At 67.7% G+C, this 19554-nt stretch carries 17 protein-coding genes and 2 rRNA genes; 12 read left to right on the forward strand and 7 right to left on the reverse strand.

What is annotated here, in order from left to right; translation table 11 throughout:
* Positions 1-287: 287 nt before the first annotated feature.
* Both NFC98_RS01575 and rrf read left to right on the forward strand, forming a co-directional pair.
* Positions 288-3276, forward strand: a 23S ribosomal RNA gene (locus NFC98_RS01575).
* Positions 3277-3361: 85 nt separating this feature from the next.
* Positions 3362-3477: ribosomal RNA gene (gene rrf, locus NFC98_RS01580) — 5S ribosomal RNA — on the forward strand.
* A gap of 227 nt (positions 3478-3704) precedes the next feature.
* Here rrf and hisC read toward each other — a convergent pair.
* Positions 3705-4760, reverse strand: coding sequence for a histidinol-phosphate transaminase (gene hisC, locus NFC98_RS01585; protein WP_254276460.1), 1056 nt, complete (start codon positions 4758-4760; stop codon positions 3705-3707).
* 120 nt (positions 4761-4880) lie between these two features.
* On the opposite strand from hisC, the gene NFC98_RS01590 reads away from it, so the two are divergent.
* From NFC98_RS01590 to mnmH, 5 genes are all read left to right on the forward strand, one after another.
* Complete coding sequence (locus NFC98_RS01590; protein WP_183334176.1) at positions 4881-5777, forward strand: AEC family transporter; 897 nt, start codon at positions 4881-4883, stop codon at positions 5775-5777.
* Between the two features lie 110 nt (positions 5778-5887).
* Positions 5888-6337 (forward strand): copper resistance protein NlpE N-terminal domain-containing protein, encoded by a 450-nt coding sequence (locus NFC98_RS01595; protein WP_254276461.1) that lies wholly within the window; start codon positions 5888-5890, stop codon positions 6335-6337.
* 98 nt (positions 6338-6435) lie between these two features.
* Entirely contained in the window at positions 6436-7812 is a 1377-nt protein-coding gene (gene radA, locus NFC98_RS01600) for a DNA repair protein RadA (protein WP_254276462.1), read from the forward strand.
* Positions 7813-7875: 63 nt separating this feature from the next.
* Positions 7876-8913: a selenide, water dikinase SelD gene (gene selD, locus NFC98_RS01605; protein ID WP_254276463.1), complete on the forward strand. Its 1038-nt coding sequence runs from the start codon at positions 7876-7878 to the stop codon at positions 8911-8913.
* Positions 8910-10061 carry a tRNA 2-selenouridine(34) synthase MnmH gene (gene mnmH, locus NFC98_RS01610; RefSeq protein ID WP_254276464.1) on the forward strand — a complete coding sequence of 384 codons (1152 nt, stop codon included), beginning with the start codon at positions 8910-8912 and terminating at the stop codon, positions 10059-10061. The genes selD and mnmH overlap by 4 nt, the downstream gene beginning before the upstream one ends.
* A 117-nt stretch (positions 10062-10178) precedes the next feature.
* Here mnmH and NFC98_RS01615 read toward each other — a convergent pair whose 3' ends face one another.
* Positions 10179-10874, reverse strand: a complete 696-nt coding sequence (locus NFC98_RS01615) for a type 1 glutamine amidotransferase (RefSeq protein ID WP_254276465.1) — start codon at positions 10872-10874, stop codon at positions 10179-10181.
* Positions 10875-10923: 49 nt separating this feature from the next.
* Here NFC98_RS01615 and NFC98_RS01620 point away from each other — a divergent pair, with 49 nt between their 5' ends.
* Complete coding sequence (locus tag NFC98_RS01620; protein WP_254276466.1) at positions 10924-11217, forward strand: MGMT family protein; 294 nt, start codon at positions 10924-10926, stop codon at positions 11215-11217.
* 76 nt (positions 11218-11293) lie between these two features.
* Positions 11294-11872, forward strand: coding sequence for a YjaG family protein (locus NFC98_RS01625; protein ID WP_254276467.1), 579 nt, complete (start codon positions 11294-11296; stop codon positions 11870-11872).
* Positions 11873-11878: 6 nt separating this feature from the next.
* On the opposite strand, the gene NFC98_RS01630 is transcribed toward NFC98_RS01625, so the two are convergent.
* The 5 genes from NFC98_RS01630 to hisB all read right to left on the reverse strand — a co-directional run bounded on the left by NFC98_RS01630 (position 11879) and on the right by hisB (position 15381).
* A complete protein-coding gene (locus tag NFC98_RS01630) occupies positions 11879-12409 on the reverse strand; it encodes a hypothetical protein (protein ID WP_254276468.1) in 531 nt (176 codons plus the stop codon).
* 20 nt (positions 12410-12429) lie between these two features.
* Positions 12430-13203 (reverse strand): imidazole glycerol phosphate synthase subunit HisF, encoded by a 774-nt coding sequence (gene hisF / locus NFC98_RS01635; protein ID WP_254276469.1) that lies wholly within the window; start codon positions 13201-13203, stop codon positions 12430-12432.
* 2 nt (positions 13204-13205) lie between these two features.
* On the reverse strand, positions 13206-13964 hold the full coding sequence (gene hisA, locus NFC98_RS01640; RefSeq protein WP_254276470.1) for a 1-(5-phosphoribosyl)-5-[(5-phosphoribosylamino)methylideneamino]imidazole-4-carboxamide isomerase: 759 nt from the start codon (positions 13962-13964) through the stop codon (positions 13206-13208).
* Between the two features lie 150 nt (positions 13965-14114).
* A complete protein-coding gene (gene hisH, locus NFC98_RS01645) occupies positions 14115-14756 on the reverse strand; it encodes an imidazole glycerol phosphate synthase subunit HisH (protein ID WP_254276471.1) in 642 nt (213 codons plus the stop codon).
* Between the two features lie 31 nt (positions 14757-14787).
* The gene (gene hisB, locus NFC98_RS01650; RefSeq protein ID WP_254276472.1) at positions 14788-15381 is read right to left on the reverse strand and encodes an imidazoleglycerol-phosphate dehydratase HisB; all 594 of its coding nucleotides are present in this window, start codon (positions 15379-15381) and stop codon (positions 14788-14790) included.
* 194 nt (positions 15382-15575) lie between these two features.
* On the opposite strand from hisB, the gene NFC98_RS01655 reads away from it, so the two are divergent.
* The 3 genes from NFC98_RS01655 (at position 15576) to mutY (ending at position 19543) form a co-directional block, all read left to right on the forward strand.
* Positions 15576-16028, forward strand: a complete 453-nt coding sequence (locus NFC98_RS01655; protein WP_254276473.1) for an acetyl-CoA sensor PanZ family protein — start codon at positions 15576-15578, stop codon at positions 16026-16028.
* Positions 16025-18379, forward strand: coding sequence for an AsmA family protein (locus tag NFC98_RS01660; RefSeq protein WP_254276474.1), 2355 nt, complete (start codon positions 16025-16027; stop codon positions 18377-18379). The genes NFC98_RS01655 and NFC98_RS01660 overlap by 4 nt, the downstream gene beginning before the upstream one ends.
* A 75-nt stretch (positions 18380-18454) precedes the next feature.
* Entirely contained in the window at positions 18455-19543 is a 1089-nt protein-coding gene (gene mutY / locus NFC98_RS01665; RefSeq protein ID WP_254276475.1) for an A/G-specific adenine glycosylase, read from the forward strand.
* Positions 19544-19554: the final 11 nt, after the last annotated feature.

Consider the following 19554-nt stretch of genomic DNA (forward strand, 5'->3'; position numbering starts at 1 on the left):
GTCGCGCCGGGGTCGCGTTCGATTTCGATCCCGCTTGGCTCCACCATCTCTCTTGCATGAGAGTCTGCCCCCGCCCACACAGTCGTTACCTGATCGGATCCGCAGTCATAAGCCCTCCTTGCACCATGCAATGACCGGTTTATGACTGTCGATTGACAGTCTGCTCTTTAACAATGTGAATCATGCTGACAAACGTTCTTTCCGCAAGGAAAGGACACGAGATACGTCTCAAGCGTATCCGGCAATTGTCGAATCGTCATCGCGGACCAGACCCCTTGGGGTTATATGGTCAAGCGATGAAGCGCACACGGTGGATGCCTAGGCAGCCAGAGGCGATGAAAGACGTGGAAGCCTGCGATAAGGCTCGGCGAGGTGGCAAACGACCTGTGACCCGGGCATTTCTGAATGGGGAAACCCACCCTGCACAAGCAGGGTATCCCACACTGAATCCATAGGTGTTGGGAGGCGAACCAGGGGAACTGAAACATCTAAGTACCCTGAGGAAAAGAAATCAACCGAGATTCCCCCAGTAGCGGCGAGCGAACGGGGACCAGCCCTTAAGCATGAGACTGATTAGGCGAACACGCTGGGAAGCGTGGCCATAGCGGGTGATAGCCCCGTAGTCGAAAATCTGATCATGTGAAATCGAGTAGGTCGGGGCACGTGAAACCTTGACTGAAGACGGGGGGACCATCCTCCAAGGCTAAATACTCCTGGCTGACCGATAGTGAACCAGTACCGTGAGGGAAAGGCGAAAAGAACCCCGGAGAGGGGAGTGAAATAGATCCTGAAACCGTGTGCGTACAAGCAGTGGGAGCAGACGTGTTCTGTGACCGCGTACCTTTTGTATAATGGGTCAGCGACTTATTTTCAGTGGCGAGCTTAACCGTATAGGGGAGGCGTAGGGAAACCGAGTCTTAACTGGGCGACCAGTCGCTGGGAATAGACCCGAAACCGGGCGATCTATCCATGAGCAGGTTGAAGGTTGAGTAACATCAACTGGAGGACCGAACCAGGATCTGTTGAAAAAGATTTGGATGACTTGTGGATCGGAGTGAAAGGCTAATCAAGCCCGGAGATAGCTGGTTCTCCTCGAAAGCTATTTAGGTAGCGCCTCACGTATCACCGCCGGGGGTAGAGCACTGTTTCGGCTAGGGGGTCATCCCGACTTACCAACCCGAGGCAAACTCCGAATACCGGTGAGTGCGAGCGTGGGAGACACACGGCGGGTGCTAACGTCCGTCGTGAAAAGGGAAACAACCCAGACCGTCAGCTAAGGTCCCGAAATCCTGGTTAAGTGGGAAACGATGTGGGAAGGCTCAGACAGCTAGGAGGTTGGCTTAGAAGCAGCCATCCTTTAAAGAAAGCGTAATAGCTCACTAGTCGAGTCGGCCTGCGCGGAAGATGTAACGGGGCTCAAACCAGGTACCGAAGCTACGGGCTTGCCTGCATCACTTAAGGCTATTCGATTAACGTCGCGAAGCGACGTTCAAGCGCTCCCCGAACGTTGAGTCGGGTGTGCGGATCAAGATGAGTAGGCTTAAGGATGCAGGCAAGCGGTAGAGGAGCGTCGTGTAAGCCGATGAAGGTGAGTCGAGAGGCTTGCTGGAGGTATCACGAGTGCGAATGCTGACATGAGTAACGACAAGGGGAGTGAAAAACTCCCCCGCCGGAAGACCAAGGGTTTCTGTTCGACGCTAATCGGAGCAGAGTGAGTCGGCCCCTAAGGCGAGGCCGAAAGGCGTAGTCGATGGGAAACGGGTCAATATTCCCGTACCTCACTGTATTGCGATGGGGGGACGAAGAAGGCTAGGTGAGCCAGGCGTTGGTTGTCCTGGTGAAAGTCAGTAGGCTGGGGGATCAGGCAAATCCGGTGCCCCAAGGCCGAGAGACGAGACGAACGGACCACGGTCCGAAAGTCATTGATGCCACGCTTCCAGGAAAAGCCTCTAAGCTTCAGATACAGTGGGACCGTACCCCAAACCGACACAGGTGGTCAGGTAGAGAATACCCAGGCGCTTGAGAGAACTCGGGTGAAGGAACTAGGCAAAATGGTGCCGTAACTTCGGGAGAAGGCACGCCGGCGTAGTGTGAAGGGCCTCGCGCCCGGAGCATGAACCGGTCGAAGATACCAGGTGGCTGCAACTGTTTATTAAAAACACAGCACTCTGCAAACGCGCAAGCGGACGTATAGGGTGTGACGCCTGCCCGGTGCCGGAAGGTTAATTGATGGTGTTAGCGCAAGCGAAGCTCCTGATCGAAGCCCCGGTAAACGGCGGCCGTAACTATAACGGTCCTAAGGTAGCGAAATTCCTTGTCGGGTAAGTTCCGACCTGCACGAATGGCGTAATGATGGCCACGCTGTCTCCACCCGAGACTCAGTGAAATTGAAATCGCAGTGAAGATGCTGTGTACCCGCGGCTAGACGGAAAGACCCCGTGAACCTTTACTACAGCTTCACACTGGACGCTGATGTTGCTTGTGTAGGATAGCTGGGAGGCTTTGAAACCCGGACGCCAGTTCGGGTGGAGCCAACCTTGAAATACCAGCCTGGCATCATTGGCGTTCTAACTCAGGTCCGTGATCCGGATCGAGGACCGTGTGTGGTGGGTAGTTTGACTGGGGCGGTCTCCTCCCAAAGCGTAACGGAGGAGCACGAAGGTACCCTCAGCACGGTTGGAAATCGTGCATTGAGTGCAAGAGCATAAGGGTGCTTGACTGCGAGACAGACACGTCGAGCAGGTACGAAAGTAGGTTCTAGTGATCCGGTGGTTCTGTATGGAAGGGCCATCGCTCAACGGATAAAAGGTACTCCGGGGATAACAGGCTGATACCGCCCAAGAGTTCACATCGACGGCGGTGTTTGGCACCTCGATGTCGGCTCATCACATCCTGGGGCTGAAGTCGGTCCCAAGGGTATGGCTGTTCGCCATTTAAAGTGGTACGCGAGCTGGGTTTAGAACGTCGTGAGACAGTTCGGTCCCTATCTGCCGTGGGCGTTGGAAGTTTGAGAAGAGCTGCTCCTAGTACGAGAGGACCGGAGTGGACGCACCTCTGGTGTTCCGGTTGTCACGCCAGTGGCATTGCCGGGTAGCTATGTGCGGACGGGATAACCGCTGAAGGCATCTAAGCGGGAAGCCCCCTTCAAGATGAGACTTCCCTGAGGCCTTGAGCCTCCTGAAGGGCCCAGCGAGACCAGCTGGTTGATAGGTCGGGTGTGGAAGCGCTGCAAGGCGTTGAGCTAACCGATACTAATGGCCCGTGAGGCTTGACCATATAACACCCAAGCGGTCTGAGATGACGACCGACAGGGCCGGATACGCAGAGACGTGTCGCGTTGCCAGCATGATTCCGTTTTTCGCCTGACGACCATAGCAAGCGTGAACCACCTGATCCCATGCCGAACTCAGCAGTGAAACCGCTTAGCGCCGATGGTAGTGTGGGGTTTCCCCATGTGAGAGTAGGTCATCGTCAGGCACCTTTTCAGAAACCCCGGCCATTGGTCGGGGTTTCGTCGTTGTGGGGGTCTCCCCATGGAGAGTCCCGGGGTGCCGGCCCCCGGAGCCCGGCGCGATCATCGTCAGGCACCTATTATGAAAAGCCCCGTGTTCGAAAGAGCACGGGGCTTTTTGCGTTGCGGGCTGCCGAGCCGATTGAAGGAACGCCAGCCCGCGGGCTGGCGTTCTCGGGCGAGGGGCCGGGGCTCAGGCGCAGAGCAGTTCGAGGGTCTCGACCAGGCTGTCCATCTCGTCGTCGGTGCCGATGGTGATGCGCAGGAAGTTGCGGAGCGCATCGGTGTTGAAGTGGCGTACCAGGATGCCCCGCTCGCGCAGCCCGACGAACAGCTGGGCCGCGTCGAACTCGGGGTGAGAGACCAGCACGAAATTGGCCCGGGAGGGCAGTACCTCGAAGCCGAGCGATTCGAGCTGGCGGCGCGTGCGCTCACGGGTGGTGATCACCTTCTCGCGGCAGGCCTCGAAGTGGTCGGCGTCCTCGAGGGTGGCAATGGCCACGGCACTGGCGAGGCTGTCCACGGGATAGGAGTTGAACGAGTTCTTGACCCGCGTGAGCCCCTCGATCAGCTCGCGGGAGCCCACCGCATAGCCGAGACGCAGCCCGGCGAGGCTGCGGGACTTCGAGAAGGTGCCGGTGACCAGCAGGTTGGGGAAGCGCTCGACGAGCGACACGGCACTCTCGCCGCCGAAGTCCACATAGGCTTCGTCCACCAGGACAACCGAGTCGGTGATTCGCTCGAGCAGCCCGGCGACCGCCTCGCGACCATGGCCGTGGCCGGTCGGGGCGTTGGGGTTGGCGAAGATCACGCCGCCGCAGTCGCTGTCGAAGGCGTCCAGGTCCACCTCCCAGCGGGTATTCAGCGGCCGGACCCGACGCTCGACGCCATACAGCCGGCAGTAGACGGGGTAGAAGCTGTAGGTGATGTCCGGCATCTCCAGGGGCCTTTCCTGACGGAAGAAGGCCTGGAAGGCCAGGGCGAGCACCTCGTCGGAGCCGTTGCCGACGAAGACCTGGTCGGCATCCACGCCGAAGGTCCTGCCCAGCGCCTCGCGCAGCGCCCGCGACTCCGGGTCGGGGTAGAGCCGCAGGTGGTCGGTGGGGAACTCCCGCAGCACGGCACCGACCCCGGGGGCCGGCGGGTAGGGGTTCTCGTTGGTGTTCAGCTTGATCAGGCGCTCACGGGGCTGCTCGCCGGGAATGTAGGGCGTCAGTTCGCGGACGGCGGGACTCCAGAACTTGCTCATCGGCACTCGCTCGGGGGCTGGATGGAAACTCCTGCCATGGTGACGCGACCGACCTGACCGCGCAAGCCAGAGCCGTGCTAGGCTGACGGCTTTTGCCTCCCGAGTGCATGAGACCCCGACATGACTGCACAGATCCTCGCCACCCTGCTGCCGGTCTTCCTGATCGCCGGCTGCGGGACCCTCTATGGTCGCTTCCGGACGCCGGATATCCGCAGCATCAACACCCTGAACATGGAGCTGTTCGTGCCCATGCTGGTGTTCGCGGTGCTCGCCGATGGGCAGGCCCCGCTCGAGGAGTACCTCGGGCTGGCCCTCGGCGGAGCGGTGATCGTGCTCGGCTCCGGGCTGCTGCTCTGGCCGGTGGTGAAGTGGCTCAGGCTGGAGCCGAAGACCTTCCTGCCACCGATGATGTTCAACAACTCCGGCAACATGGGCATTCCGCTGCTGCTGCTGGCCTTCGGCGAGGCGGCGCTGCCCGCGGCCATCGTGCTGTTCATCGTCGAGATGCTGCTGCACTTCTCGGTGGGGCTCTACATGCTCAGCCCCCACACCCCGCTGTGGCGCATCCTGCGCATGCCGATCGTGCTGGCCAGCCTGGCGGGCCTGGGCGTCAACCTGGCCGGCGTGCCGCTGCCGGCCTGGCTGCTCGAGGCGCTGCACATGCTGGGCGGGGTCTGCATCCCGCTGCTGCTCTTTGCGCTGGGCGTGAGGATGCTCGACATCGACTTCGGCGACTGGAAGACCGGGCTGCTGGGGGCGCTGCTCTGCCCGCTGTCGGGGCTGGTCCTGGCGCTGCCCCTGATCTGGCTGCTGGACCTCACGGGCCTGCAGGCCGCCGCGCTCTGGGTGTTTGCCGCACTGCCGCCGGCGGTGCTCAACTACCTGGTCGCCGAGCAGTACCGCCAGGAGCCCCACAAGGTGGCCTCCCTGGTGCTGATCGGCAACCTGGGGTCGCTGGTGGTGATGCCGGTGGTGCTGGCCCTGGTGTTCGCCCATGTCCACTCGGGTGTCTCCTGAGCCGGGGAACGCCCGGCCCGCGGGACTGTCCGCTGGTGACCTGAGAGGTTATGCTGTCTCTCAGGCCGCCGTGGATTACGGTGTCATGCCCACTGTTCAGGAGGACACACATGCAAATCAGGACCTTGCTTGCCGGTTCGGCCTTGCTCGCACTGCTGGCGGGCTGTGCGGCCGGCCCTACCGACCGGGCCGACGAGCCCGCTGTCGACGCCAGCGTGGCGACTTACCAGGGTACCCTGCCGTGCCGCAACTGTGATGGCATCGACATCGATGTCGAACTGCGCGGTGAGGAGCAGGCGGCGCCCGAAGAGCGCACCTTTACCCTGCAGGCGTCCTATCGGGAGCACCCGCAGGATCCGCCGGACGAGAACTATGCCGGCAACTGGGAAGTGCTCAGCGGGACGGCCACCGACCCGGACGCGACCGTCTATGAGTTGACGCCGGACGGTGAAGGCCAGATCTACTACTTCCTCCGTATCGACGCGAACACCCTGGAGCTGATCGACCCCCAGCGTCGTCGTTTCCAGAACAACGAGATGCTGCAGCTGCAGCGCCGCTGAACGGCGCAGCGGCGAGTCGGGGGCGGCCTTGGGCCGCCCCTCGTCGTTTGGGCGCCTGGTAGACTAGTCCCATCGATTTCCCGAGCCGAGAGCACCGCATGGCCAAAGCAAGGAGCGCCTTCGTCTGCACCGAGTGTGGCGCCGAGTACCGCAAGTGGCAGGGGCAGTGCACCAGCTGCCAGCAGTGGAACACGCTGAGCGAGGTGCGCCTCGCCTCGGCCCGGCCCGGCGCGGCGGCCGGAACCCCGGCCGGCCGGGGTGGCTATGCCGGCAGCCTCTCGCGGGAGGTGGTCGACCTCGCCCAGGTGGACCTCTCCGAGGTGCCCAGGCTCTCCTCTACCTTCGAGGAGTTCGACCGGGTGCTGGGCGGCGGCCTGGTGCCCGGGTCGGCGGTGCTGCTGGGCGGTCACCCCGGGGCGGGCAAGTCGACCCTGCTGCTGCAGACCGCCTGCAAGCTGGCCCAGTCCCGCCGGGTACTCTATGTCACCGGCGAGGAGTCGCTCTCCCAGGTGGCGATGCGCGCCCACCGGCTGCAGCTGCCGGTGGCCGGCCTGAAGATGCTGGCCGAGACCAGCGTCGAGACCATCCTCGCCGTGGCGGAACGCGAGCGCCCGGAAATCCTGATCATCGACTCCATCCAGACCATGCACCTAGAGGACATCGCCTCGGCCCCCGGCGGCGTGGCCCAGGTGCGGGAATCGGCCGCGGCGCTGACCCGCTTCGCCAAGCAGAGCAACACCGTGCTGCTGCTGGTCGGTCACGTCACCAAGGATGGCACCCTGGCGGGCCCCAAGGTGCTCGAGCACATGATCGATGCCTCCCTGCTGCTGGAGGGGGGCGCCGATTCGCGCTTCCGCACCCTGCGCGGCCAGAAGAACCGCTTCGGGGCGGTCAACGAGCTGGGCGTCTTCGCGATGCTCGAGCACGGCCTCAAGGAGGTGAAGAACCCCAGCGCCATCTTCCTCTCGCGTACCGAGGAGCAGGCGCCGGGCAGCCTGGTCATGGTGGTGTGGGAGGGCACCCGGCCGATCCTCGTCGAGGTGCAGGCGCTGCTCGACGACTCGCCGCTGGGCAATCCGCGGCGGGTCGCCGTGGGCCTGGACGCCAACCGCCTGGCCATGCTGCTGGCCGTGCTGCATCGCCACGGCGGGCTCTTCACCGGGGACCAGGACGTCTTCCTCAACGTGGTGGGCGGGGTCAAGGTGCTGGAGACCAGCGCCGACCTGGCCGTGCTGCTGGCGGTGGTCTCCAGCCTGCAGAGCCGGCCGCTCCCCCGGGAGCTGGTGGTGTTCGGCGAGGTGGGGCTCTCCGGCGAGATCCGCCCGGTGCCCAGCGGCCAGGAGCGCATCGTCGAGGCGGCCAAGCACGGCTTCACCCGCGCCATCGTGCCCCGGGCCAACGCTCCCAAGACCTCGCCGCCGGGCATGGAGGTGGTCGCCGTGGACAAGCTGGCCGATGCCCTCGAGGCGCTGTGATCCCGGCCGAAGTCGTGCCATGCATGTTGTAGAATGTCGCTAACGAACGCCAAGGAGAACACGATGAGCGCCATCCGCCTGACCCAGTACAGCCACGGTGCCGGCTGCGGCTGCAAGATCGCTCCCGACGTGCTGGACGGCATCCTGGCCAAGGCCGGCCCGGGCGCCTCCCATTCCCGGCTGATCGTCGGCAACCAGGGGCGCGAGGATGCCGCCGTCTACGATCTCGGTGACGGCCGCGGCATGATCGCCACCACCGACTTCTTCATGCCCATCGTCGATGACCCCTTCGACTTCGGCCGGATCGCCGCCACCAACGCCATCAGCGACGTCTACGCCATGGGCGGCACGCCGGTACTGGCGCTGGGCATCCTCGGCTGGCCGCTGGACAAGCTGCCCGCGGAGGTGGCCGGTGACGTGCTGGCGGGCGCCCAGGCGGTATGCCGCGAGCTGGGCCTGGCGCTGGCCGGCGGCCACTCCATCGACGCCCCCGAGCCGATCTTCGGCCTGGCGGTCAACGGCCTGGTCGACCTCGAGCACCTCAAGCTCAACAAGGGGGCGAAGCCGGGTGACCTGCTGTTCCTCACCAAGCCGCTGGGGGTGGGCATGCTCACCACCGCCGAGAAGCAGGGGCGGCTCGAGGCCGGCCACCAGGGCCTGGCCCGGGAGACCATGCTCAAGTCCAACCGCATCGGCGTGGAGCTGGCCAGGGTGAAGGGCGTCAATGCCATGACCGACGTCACCGGCTTCGGCCTGGCCGGCCACCTGGCCGAAATCTGCGCGGCCAGCGGGGTGGCGGCGCGGGTGGATTTCCGCCGGCTGCCGCGGCTCGCCGAGGCGGAGGCCTACCGGCGCCAGGGGGCAGTACCCGGTGGCACCCTGCGCAACCGCCAGGCGCTGGGGGAGAGCCTGCCCGAGATGGACGAGCCCCACTGGCAATGGCTGTGCGATCCCCAGACCTCCGGCGGCCTGCTGCTCTCCGTGCATCCCTCCTGGGAGGATGACGTGGAGCGCATCGGCCGCGCCCACGGCATCGAGCTCAAGCCCTTCGGCGAGGTGGTGAAGGCCAGCGGCCCCGGGCTGATCGAGGTGCGGGGATGAGCGACCTGCCGCTGGTCGAGCCCGACCTGGCCCTGCTGCGCGAGGGGCGCGTGCTGATCGACGTGCGCGCCCCGGTGGAGTTCGCCCAGGGCGCGCTGCCCGGTGCCGTGAACCTGCCGCTGATGGACGACGAGGAGCGCCACCTGGTCGGCATCGAGTACAAGCAGCGCGGCCAGCAGGCCGCCATCGCCCTGGGCCAGCGGCTGGTCAGCGGTGGCATCAAGCGTGCTCGGGTCGAGGCCTGGATGGCACAGCTCGAACGCCATCCCGATGCCATCGTCTACTGCTTCCGCGGTGGGCTGCGCTCGCAGATCGCCCAGCAGTGGATCAGCGAGGCGGGCATCACCCGCCCGCGCATCCGCGGGGGCTGGAAGGCGATGCGCCAGGCGCTCTGCGCGCGGATCGATGCCGCCGCCGAGCAGCCGCTGCTGGTGGTGGGGGGCCTCACCGGCTGTGCCAAGACCGCGCTGATCCAGGCCCTGGATAACGGCCTGGACCTGGAGGGCTGCGCCCGCCACAAGGGCTCGGCCTTCGGGCGTCACCCGCTGCCGGCCCCGAGCCAGATCGACTTCGAGCACGCCGTCGGGCGGCGCCTGCTGGACTTGCCCGGCCCGCTGGTAGTGGAGGACGAGTCGCGCCATATCGGCGCCGCCAATGTGCCCCTGGCGTTCTGGCGGGCGATGGAGCAGGCGCCGCGGCTGCGGGTGGAGATGCCCCTGGACTGGCGGCTGGCGCAGATTCACAAGGACTACATCGATGACCTCTGGGAGGTCTATCGGCAGCAGTGCGGGGAGTGGCTGGGCTGGTCGCTGATGCGCCGGCAGCTTGCCGCCTCCCTGGCCCGGCTCAGGAAGCGGCTCGGTCGCGCCCGGCTAGACCGCCTGCAGCGCCTCCAGGCGCTGGCCTTCCGCGAGCACGAGCGCGGCAACCGCCAGGCCCACGAGGCGTGGCTGGCGCCGCTGCTCACCGAATACTACGACCCCATGTATCGCTACCAGCTGGAGAAGCACCCCGAGCAGCGCTTCCTCCACGTGGGTGACTGGGAGAGCTGCCTGGCGGTGGCCCGGCAGTGGTCCGAGGAGCAGTGGGCAATTCCGGAGTACGTGGACAATGAATCAGTTGCGGAGACTGACGACGCTCGGGGCTGACCCGGCAACAAGCTTTCGAGGAGGCGCTGTGAATACGTCCCTGTACGCTACCTCCGCCTTTCCTGGTCTCCGGACCTCCTCTTCGGCTTGTTCCCGGCGCCCTCGCTGACCACAGGGTCAGTTTGCTGCCTGGCGCAGCCACTGGCTGAGCACCCGGTCGAGCAGCGGCGCCAGGTGCACGAAGCGCTGCGGGTCGGCCAGCATGGCCTCGGGTGACTGGGCGTGAGGGCTGCGGTCGCTGCCCTCGGGCTGGGCGCCATGAGCGAGCAGCGCCGCCACGCTCTCGGGCGTGGCCTCCAGGTGGCAGAGAAGGCCCACCACCCGACCGGCGTCCCAGCTGAAGCCCTGGAGCGGGCTCGCATCGCTGCCGCCCAGCGGCTGCGCGTCCGCGGGCAGGGCGAAGACCTCGCGGTGCCACATGAAGGCATCGAACTGCTCGGGCAGGTCCAGCGGGCTCTCCGGCGCCAGGGTGACGCGGTGCCAGCCGGTCTCGGCGAAGGTCCCGTGGCCGACCACGGCGCCCAGCGACTCGGCAATCAGCCGGGCGCCGAAGCCGATGCCGAGCAGCGGCTTGCGGCTGTCCAGGGCACGCTCGACCAGCTTGCGCTCGCGCGGGAGCCAGGGGCAGGCGTCAGGGTCCGGGGGGGCGACGGGGCCGTCGAGCAGCACCAGGGCATCGCAGTCGCCGAGCCGCGGCGGCGTCTCGCCCGCGTCCAGATGGAAGATCGTGTGGCTGTGCCCCATGCTGGAGAGCCAGTCGGCCAGGCGAGCCGGCCCCTGGTGGGGGCTGTGCTGGAGCAGGTGAAGGTGCATGGGAACCTCGCCATCTTGGGGTTGCAGCCGACAGGGGGCGCAAGGGTACATGAAGCCGGTGCTGCGTGAACAGATACTGACGATCCTGGCGGCCATTCCCCCCGGGAGGGTGACCACCTACGGGCGGATCGCCGCGATGACCGAGGGCGCCACGCCCCGGCTGGTGGCCCGCGCCCTGCGCGAGCTGCCCGAGGGCCACGGGCTGCCCTGGTTCCGGGTGATCACCGCCTCGCGCCGGCTGGCCGACCATCCCGGCGCCATCGAGCAGCGCGAGCGCCTGGCCGCCGAGGGGGTCCTGCTGGATGCCCGCGGCCGCGCGCCAGCGGAGCGGATGTGGCCGTGAACCCTCCCCAGCGGCCTGCTCCCGACGCCCCTCGCGGTTCAACGAGATTTCGACAGTGTGAGTCCAAGGAGAGTCCATGAGCGGTTTCCATCAGCGCCTGCAGGAACTCGAGCCTCGCGCGCAGCAGGCCTTCATGGCGGCGCTGTGCGAGCGGCTGCTGCCCAACTATGCCCTCTATGCCCAGACCGCCGGCCTCGGCAAGCCGCAGGCGCTGCGTGCCATCCTCGACCTGGTGTGGGAGCGCCTCTCGGTCAGGGAGGCGAGGATCGACTTCGCGCTGCAGGCGGAGAAGCTGGCGGAGCTGGCGCCGCCGGAGGGGGACGACAGCTTCGGGGCGCGGCGCGCCACCGAGGCGGTGGCGGCGCTCTCGGCGCTGCTCGACACCCTGCAGGGCGAGGCGCCCGAGGCGGTACTGGAGGTGAGTCGCGCATCCCGGGGGGGCGTCAGGGCCTTCATCGAGCTGACCGAGGGCGAGGAGGACGGCGAGCGCCTGGCCGCCCTGGTGCGCGAGCATCCGCTGATGGCGGACGAGAACGACTTCCAGGATGCGGTGCTGGAGGCCGTCGAGGCGCCCCTGGGCCGCGACGAACTCAAGGCGCTGCGCCGGCTGGGGCGCAACGAGGGCGTCAGCAACCTGGGGCTCTCCGCCGAGTAGCGGTGCTCAGAAACGCCAGCCGGCGGTGACCATCAGGCCGGCGGCGCCGAACACGATCAGATCGGCCTCCAGGCGCTTCCAGCTGGCGCCCACCGTGGGCAGGATGGCCGGGGCGACCTCGTGGCGGTTGAAGGGGATCTTGTCGCGGTATTCGCCGCGGTAGCCGTGCAGGGCGCCGGCGGTGAGCTTGGCGCGCACGCGGGTGTCTCCGGACTCCCAGATCGGCAGCTCCCGACCCACGTAGAGGTAGTGGGAGTCCTGCCCGAAGGAGTTCTTGAAGCGGGCCAGCCCGGTGAACCACAGCTCGGGGTTGTGCAGCTCGACGGCCATCAGCTGCTGGTTGTTGGTGTGATCCGGGTCGGGGCTGAAGTGGTCGGTGTAGAGGCCGGTCTGTACCAGCACATGGCTCAGCTCCATGGCCGGCGGCCAGTCCAGCCGCTCCCGCCAGCCGCCGGCCATCTCCGCCGGGGCGGGCGAGGCGGCCAGCAGGGCCATGAGGCCCGGCAGCAGGGCGGTCAGTCCGGGGCGCCGTGACATCCTGTCGTCTCCGCCGGCGCTCAGAGCCGCATCTCGACGCCGCGCTCGGCCATGTAGCGTTTGGCCTCGGGGATGGTGTACTCGCCGAAGTGGAAGATGCTGGCGGCCAGCACCGCATCGGCGCCGCCCTCGAGCACGCCCTCGACCAGGTGGTCGAGGTTGCCCACGCCGCCGGAGGCGATCACCGGGACGCTGACGGCGTCGGCGATGGCGCGGGTCACGCCCAGGTCGAAGCCGGCCTTGGTGCCGTCGCGATCCATGCTGGTCAGCAGCAGTTCGCCGGCACCGTACTCCACCATCTTCCTCGCCCACTCCACGGCGTCCAGGCCGGTGGGGCGGCGCCCGCCATGGGTGAAGATCTCCCAGCGCGGCGCCTCGCCCTCGGCGGAGACCCGCTTGGCGTCGATGGCCACCACGATGCACTGGCTGCCGAAGCGCTCGGCGGCCTCGCGCACGAACTCGGGATTGGTCACCGCGGCGGTATTGATGGAGACCTTGTCGGCACCGGCGTTGAGCATGGTGCGGATGTCATCGCAGGTGCGGATGCCGCCGCCCACGGTGAGCGGGATGAACACCTCGCCGGCGATGCGCTCGACCATCTCCACCGTGGTGTCGCGGTCCTCGTGGCTGGCGGTGATGTCGAGGAAGGTGATCTCGTCGGCGCCCTGCTGGTTGTAGCGCTGGGCGATCTCCACCGGGTCGCCGGCGTCGCGGATGCCGATGAAGTTGACGCCCTTGACCACGCGGCCGGCGTCCACGTCGAGGCAGGGAATGATGCGTTTGGCGAGTCCCATGGTCAGCTCCCGGCTCGATCGAGCCCTGCAGTCAGTTCATCGCACAGCCGCTGGCCCTCGGCCACGTCCAGGCTGCCCTCGTAGATGGCGCGTCCGGTGATGGCGCCCAGGATCCCCGGCTCGCCGGCGGCCACCAGGGCACGCAGGTCGTCGAGGTTGGTGACACCGCCGGAGGCGATCACCGGCAGGCCGCCGTCCCGGGCCAGGGTCGCGGTGGCCTCGACGTTGACCCCGTTCATCATGCCGTCTCGGGCGATGTCGGTGTAGACGATGCTGGAGACGCCGTCGTCGGCGAAGCGCTTCGCCAGGTCCACGGCCTTCACCTGGGAGACTTCGGCCCAGCCGTCGGTTGCCACGAAGCCGTCGCGGGCATCCAGGCCGACGATCACGTGCCCCGGGAAGGCGCGGCACATCTCGCCGACGAAGGCGGGCTCCTTGACCGCCTTGGTGCCGATGATCACATAGGACACCCCGGCGGCCAGGTAGTGCTCGATGGTCTCGGCACTGCGGATGCCGCCGCCGATCTGGATGGGAAGGTCGGGCCAGCGGCGGGCGATGGCAGTGACGGCCTCGCCGTTGACCGGCTTGCCCTCGAAGGCGCCGTTCAGGTCGACCAGGTGCAGGCGACGGGCGCCGGCCTTGACCCAGCGCTCGGCCATGGCCACCGGGTCGTCGCCGTAGGTGGTGGCCTCGTCCATCCGGCCCTGCTTGAGGCGGACGCACTTGCCGTCCTTGAGATCGATGGCGGGGATTACCAGCATGTCAGTGTCCTGTTGATCCGTGTTCTGGACGGCGGGGGTCGGAACGCCCAGTGGGCCGGGCGCGGTTCGGGGCGCCCGGTTGACCAGGCGCAGTTCGAGACGCCCAGTTGACCAGGCGCAGTTCGAGGCGCCCAGTTGACCAGGCGCGGCTCAGGGCGCCCAGTTGACAAAGTTCTCCAGCAGCCTGAGCCCGGCCCGGGAGCTCTTCTCCGGGTGGAACTGCACGGCGAAGGTGGCGTCGCGGCCGATGGCCACGTGGGCATTGATGCGGCCGTAGTCGGTGGTGCCGAAGACGGTGGCGTCGTCACTGGCCTCGACGTAGTAGCTGTGGACGAAGTAGAAGTGCTCGTCCTGGTCGATGCCGGCCCACAGCGGGTGGTCGCGGTGCTGGTGCACCAGGTTCCAGCCCATGTGCGGGACCTTGAGGCGCCGGCCGTGGTCGTCCTGCATGTCGGGCGGGAAGCGCTTCACCTCGCCGCCGAGGAAGCCCAGGCAGTCGATGCCGCCGTTCTCCTCGCTGTGGTCGAGCAACATCTGCTGGCCCACGCAGATGCCCAGCAGCGGCTTGGACTGGCGAGTCAGCAGCTCCTCGACGATGCCACGTAGCTCGGTCTTCTCGAGCTCGCCCATGCAGTCGCGGATGGCGCCCTGACCGGGCAGCACCACCCGCGTGGCGCCGCGGATGCAGCGGGGGTCGCGGGTCACGATCACGTGTTCGTGGGTGACGTGCTCCAGTGCCTTGGCGACGGAATGCAGGTTGCCCATCCCGTAGTCGATGACGGCAATGGTCATGGGGCGCTCCTCGTGTGATCGTTGCGCGGCCTCACAGGCAGCCCTTGGTGGAGGGCATCTGGCCGGCCATGCGGGGGTCGGGTTCCACGGCCATGCGCAGGGCGCGGCCGAAGGCCTTGAAGATGGTCTCCGCCTGGTGGTGGGCGTTGAAGCCCTTCAGGTTGTCGATATGCAGGGTGACCATGGCGTGGTTGACGAAGCCCTGGAAGAACTCCCAGAAGAGCTGGGTATCCAGGCGGCCGATGGTGGCGCGGGTGAACTCCACGTCCATGAACAGGCCGGGACGGCCGGAAAAGTCGATGACCACGCGGGAGAGCGCCTCATCCAGCGGCACATAGGCGTGGCCGTAGCGGCGGATGCCGCGCTTGTCGCCGATCGCCCTGGCGAAGGCCTGGCCCAGGGTGATGCCCAGGTCCTCGACCGTATGGTGATCGTCGATGTGCAGGTCGCCCACCGCCCGAATCTCGAGGTCGACCAGGCCGTGGCGGGCCACCTGGTCGAGCATGTGGTCGAGGAAGGGCACGCCGGTCTCGCAGGCCAGCGTCCCGCTGCCGTCGAGGTTGACGGTGACGGTGATCTGGGTCTCCTGGGTGTCGCGGCTGACCGTGGCGATACGCTCGGACATGGTGCATCTCCAGCGCCTTGGCGCATGTCGAAGGGAGGCCGATGGCGGACACCGGCCTGAGGCATCTGGGCGGCGACGGATCCCTGCCCGTCGCCCGGAACCTGCCATTATAGAGAATCGCCGACCCCATCCGCTACAATGCACCCCATCGCGCGGCGGCGACCCACGCCGCCCCGGCCCAGGGAGATCCTTCTATGCCGGTGACACTCCACCATGTCGATCGCGCCGCCTGGGAAGCGGATGCCCAGGCGCAGGTCGACCTCGCCCGCATCTACGCCGACGCCCCCCAGGAGCGCCTGCCCGCCGCGGTCGACGCCTTCATCGACGGCCACCTGGCCGCCGGCCACGCCTTCCTCTGTGCCCGCTTCAATGACCGCCTGCTGGGCGCCGTCGCGGTGCGCGATGACGGTGTGGCCTGGTGGCTGTCGCACTTCTGCGTGCGCAAGCCCACCCGGCGCCGCGGCGTGGGCTCGCGGCTGCTGCTGCTGGTCGGCGCGGCCGCCGGGGCCGAGGGGCGCCCGCTGCGTGCGGAAGCCGCCCAGCTGCAGATGGCGGACCAGGTGCTGCTGTCGCGGCTCGGCTTCCGGGTGACCCGTGACGGCGACCACTATGAGCTCGTGCGGATCGGCCAGGGAGACCCCTCATGAAGCGCCTGCTGCGAACCCTGCTGGCCGCCGTCGGTATCCTCGCCCTGGTGGCGGTGGCGGCGGTGGTCTACGTCACTACCTTCTTCGACCCCGAGGACCTCAAGCCCCGGCTGATCGAGGTGGTGCGCGAGCAGAGCGGCCTGGAGCTGGCCCTGGAGGGCCCGCTGACCTGGTCCTTCTACCCGCGGCTGGGCGTCAGCGTCGAGAAGGCCGAGGCCTGGCTGCCGGAGCAGGAGGTCGAGGAGGAGGCCTCCTTCGTCGCCTTCCGCCGAGCCGAGGTCAGCCTCGCCTTCGGCCCGCTGCTGCGTGGCGAGATCGCCATCGACGGGCTGACCCTCGATGGCATGCACCTGAACCTGGAGCGCGACGAGACGGGGCGCGGCAACTGGGAGTCCCTGATGGAGCGTCTCGCCGAGCGCAGCGAGGCCGCCGAGGAGGTCCTGGCCCCGGCGAGCGCCACCGCGGGGCCGGTTCCCGGCGGCGAAGGGGGGCTGGCGGTGGCACTCAACATCGCCAGCGTCCAGGTCCGCGATGGCGAGGTGACCTACCGCGATCTAGGGGCTGGCCAGGAACTGCGCCTCGAGGAGGTCGGCATCACCGGCAGCAACGTCAACCCGCGCCGCCCCTTCCCGCTGCGCGCGAACTTCCGGCTGGTCAGCCATGACGACCTGGCCTGGGAGGCGGAGGAGGGCGCTCCCCGACTCTCGAGCGATATCACCCTGGAGAGCCGTGTCACCCTCGGGCTGGCCGAGCGACGCTATGTCTTCGAGGCCCTGGCGCTGAACACCCGCAGCCGGGTGGCGGGGCTCGAGGGCGAGCAGACCCTGGGGCTGCAGAGCCGCCAGCTGACGGTCGACGTCACCCAGGGACGCCTGAACCTGGAGGAGGGGCGGCTCGAGGGCAGCTTCGCCCACCCCGCCCTCGGGGAATCGGCCCTGCCGCTGACGCTGGTGTTCGCCCTGGAGGCCGATCGGGACGCCCAGACGGCCCAGCTGCGGGACCTGGAGCTGACCGGCGAGCACGGGTTGCGGTTGAGCGGCAACCTCAACCTGGAGGGCCTCCTGGAGGCACCGACCTACGGCGGCCAGCTGAGGCTGGCGCCGATGTCGCTGCGCCCCTGGCTCGAGCGCTTCGATGCGCTGCCGGCCATGGCCGACACCGAGGCGCTTTCCGACGTGGCCCTGACCAGTCCCCTGCAGGGCGACCTGGAGCGCCTCGCCCTGACCGGGCTGACCCTGGTGCTGGACGACAGCACCTTCACCGGCCGCCTGGAGGCGGGCCTCGATGGCCGGCTGCTCGACTTCGACCTGCAGGGCGATCGCCTGGACCTGGACGCCTACCTGCCGCCTGCCGAACCGGACGGTGACACGGCATCGGCCGTCGGCGTGCCGGGCATCGCCCGTGCCCATGCCGTCGAACCGGGCGCCCTGTTACCGGTCGACTGGCTGGCGGCCCTCGACCTCGAGGGTCAGCTCACCCTGGGGCGCCTGACCCTGGCGGGGCTCGACTTTCGCGACGTGGCGCTGGCGCTGTCGGGCCGTGATGGTCGCCAGCAGCTGGTCGACTTCACGTCGAGCTTCTACGAGGGCAGCCTATCGGCCAGCGGGGCGCTCGACCTGACCCGCGATCCCACCCATTGGCAGCTGGCGCCGCGGATCGACCGGGTGCGCACCGACGCCTTGCTCGAGGCGCTGGGCGAGGAGCCGTCACCGCTGCGCGGCCGCCTCAACGCCGAGGGGGAGCTCACCTCCCGCGGCAATACCTGGCCGGCGCTCAAGCGCCAGCTGGACGGGCAGATCACCTCCAGCATCGAGGACGGCGCCATCCTCGACGTCAACGTCTCCCGGGAGCTGTGCACGGCGGTGGCGACCCTGGAGGGGGAGACCTCCACCCGCGACTGGCATCCCGACACCCGCTTCGAGCGTGCCGAGGCCAGCTTCCAGCTTCGCGACGGCACTGCCAGCAGCGATGACCTGCTGATCACCCTCCCCGGTATCGAGATGGGTGGCGAAGGCTGGCTCGACCTGACCAGCGAGCGCTTCGAGCTGCGTGCCGCGGCCCGCTTCGTGGATTCCGCCGATGCGGCCTGCCGGGTCAACCCACGCCTGGAGCGGGTGCCCTTCCCGGTGCGCTGCGAGGGCAGCCTGGGCGGCGACAGCGGCGAGTGGTGTCGCTTCGACCGCTCGGCCTTCCAGCAGACGGTGGCGGACCTGCTGCGCGAGGAGGCGGGCCGCCGCGCCGGCGAGGAGGTCGAGCGTCGCCTGGAGGGGGCGCTGGAGCGCCTCGACGAGCGCGTGGGCGAGGATGCCGGCAGGGAACTCCGCGACGCCTTGCGTGGTCTCTTCAACTGAGCAAAGTCAGTCCCTGCGCCGGCCATCGTGTCGGCGCTTTTTTTCGCCGGTTCCCGGCCCTGCCATGGAGGCCGCATGACAGAGATGCCTGATCCCGTTCTCGCTCCCGAGACCTTCCAGCGGCGCCTGCTGGACTGGTTCGACGTGCACGGCCGTCACGACCTGCCCTGGCAGCACCGGCGCACGCCCTACCGGGTGTGGGTCTCGGAGATCATGCTGCAGCAGACCCAGGTGGCCACGGTGATCCCCTACTTCGAGCGCTTCATGGCGCGCTTCCCGACGGTTCGCGAGCTGGCGGTCGCGCATCAGGACGAGGTGCTGCACCTGTGGACGGGGCTCGGCTATTACGCCCGGGGGCGCAACCTGCACAAGGCGGCTGGCGTGATCCTCGACACGCACGGCGGTGAGTTTCCCATGGACATCGAGGCGCTGGCGGCGCTGCCCGGCATCGGCCGCTCCACTGCGGGGGCCATCATCGCTCAGAGCAGCGGGCGCCGGGCGGTGATCCTCGACGGCAACGTCAAGCGCAGCCTGGCCCGCCTGCATGCGGTGGAGGGCTGGCCCGGCCGCCCGGCGGTGGAGCGTCGCCTGTGGGCGTTGGCCGAGCACTACACGCCCGATGAGCGCCTGGTCGACTACACCCAGGCGATGATGGACCTGGGGGCCACGCTCTGCCGCCGAGGCACTCCGGCGTGCGGGCGCTGTCCCTTCGCGGACGTCTGCGTGGCCCACGCCCGCGGCGAGGAGCGCCGCTTCCCGGAGTCGAAGCCGAGCAAGGCGCTGCCCACCCGGACCACCCGCATGCTGCTGCTGCGCGATGCCCGGGGGAGGGTGCTGCTCGAGCAGCGGCCGGCCAGTGGCCTCTGGGGTGGGCTCTGGAGCCTGCCGCAGTTCGACGACGAGGCGGCGCTTCAGGCCTGGCTCGATACCCAGGCCCCGGGCAGCCGGCTGGAGGCCCCGCGGACGCCCTTCACCCACGTCTTCAGCCATTTCCGCCTGGAGATCACCCCGCAGCCGGCGCAGATCGGCGCCCTGGATTCGGTGGGCGAGGCCCGGCGCTGGTACGATCCACAGGATCCCGACAGCATCGGCCTGGCGGCGCCGGTCAAGGCCCTGCTGGACTCGCTGTCGCCCTTTTCGCTCACCGCACCGGCGGGCCCCTGACCCCCGGTCCT

This window comes from Halomonas sp. 3H, assembly GCF_024206005.1.
Taxonomy (GTDB): domain Bacteria; phylum Pseudomonadota; class Gammaproteobacteria; order Pseudomonadales; family Halomonadaceae; genus Halomonas; species Halomonas campaniensis.

Coding starts and splice junctions, on each gene's coding strand:
- hisC (WP_254276460.1), bottom strand. CDS start 4,760: ATGAGCAAGTTCTGGAGTCCCGCCGTCCGCGAACTGACGCCCTACATT.
- NFC98_RS01590 (WP_183334176.1), top strand. CDS start 4,881: ATGACTGCACAGATCCTCGCCACCCTGCTGCCGGTCTTCCTGATCGCC.
- NFC98_RS01595 (WP_254276461.1), top strand. CDS start 5,888: ATGCAAATCAGGACCTTGCTTGCCGGTTCGGCCTTGCTCGCACTGCTG.
- radA (WP_254276462.1), top strand. CDS start 6,436: ATGGCCAAAGCAAGGAGCGCCTTCGTCTGCACCGAGTGTGGCGCCGAG.
- selD (WP_254276463.1), top strand. CDS start 7,876: ATGAGCGCCATCCGCCTGACCCAGTACAGCCACGGTGCCGGCTGCGGC.
- mnmH (WP_254276464.1), top strand. CDS start 8,910: ATGAGCGACCTGCCGCTGGTCGAGCCCGACCTGGCCCTGCTGCGCGAG.
- NFC98_RS01615 (WP_254276465.1), bottom strand. CDS start 10,874: ATGCACCTTCACCTGCTCCAGCACAGCCCCCACCAGGGGCCGGCTCGC.
- NFC98_RS01620 (WP_254276466.1), top strand. CDS start 10,924: ATGAAGCCGGTGCTGCGTGAACAGATACTGACGATCCTGGCGGCCATT.
- NFC98_RS01625 (WP_254276467.1), top strand. CDS start 11,294: ATGAGCGGTTTCCATCAGCGCCTGCAGGAACTCGAGCCTCGCGCGCAG.
- NFC98_RS01630 (WP_254276468.1), bottom strand. CDS start 12,409: ATGTCACGGCGCCCCGGACTGACCGCCCTGCTGCCGGGCCTCATGGCC.
- hisF (WP_254276469.1), bottom strand. CDS start 13,203: ATGGGACTCGCCAAACGCATCATTCCCTGCCTCGACGTGGACGCCGGC.
- hisA (WP_254276470.1), bottom strand. CDS start 13,964: ATGCTGGTAATCCCCGCCATCGATCTCAAGGACGGCAAGTGCGTCCGC.
- hisH (WP_254276471.1), bottom strand. CDS start 14,756: ATGACCATTGCCGTCATCGACTACGGGATGGGCAACCTGCATTCCGTC.
- hisB (WP_254276472.1), bottom strand. CDS start 15,381: ATGTCCGAGCGTATCGCCACGGTCAGCCGCGACACCCAGGAGACCCAG.
- NFC98_RS01655 (WP_254276473.1), top strand. CDS start 15,576: ATGCCGGTGACACTCCACCATGTCGATCGCGCCGCCTGGGAAGCGGAT.
- NFC98_RS01660 (WP_254276474.1), top strand. CDS start 16,025: ATGAAGCGCCTGCTGCGAACCCTGCTGGCCGCCGTCGGTATCCTCGCC.
- mutY (WP_254276475.1), top strand. CDS start 18,455: ATGACAGAGATGCCTGATCCCGTTCTCGCTCCCGAGACCTTCCAGCGG.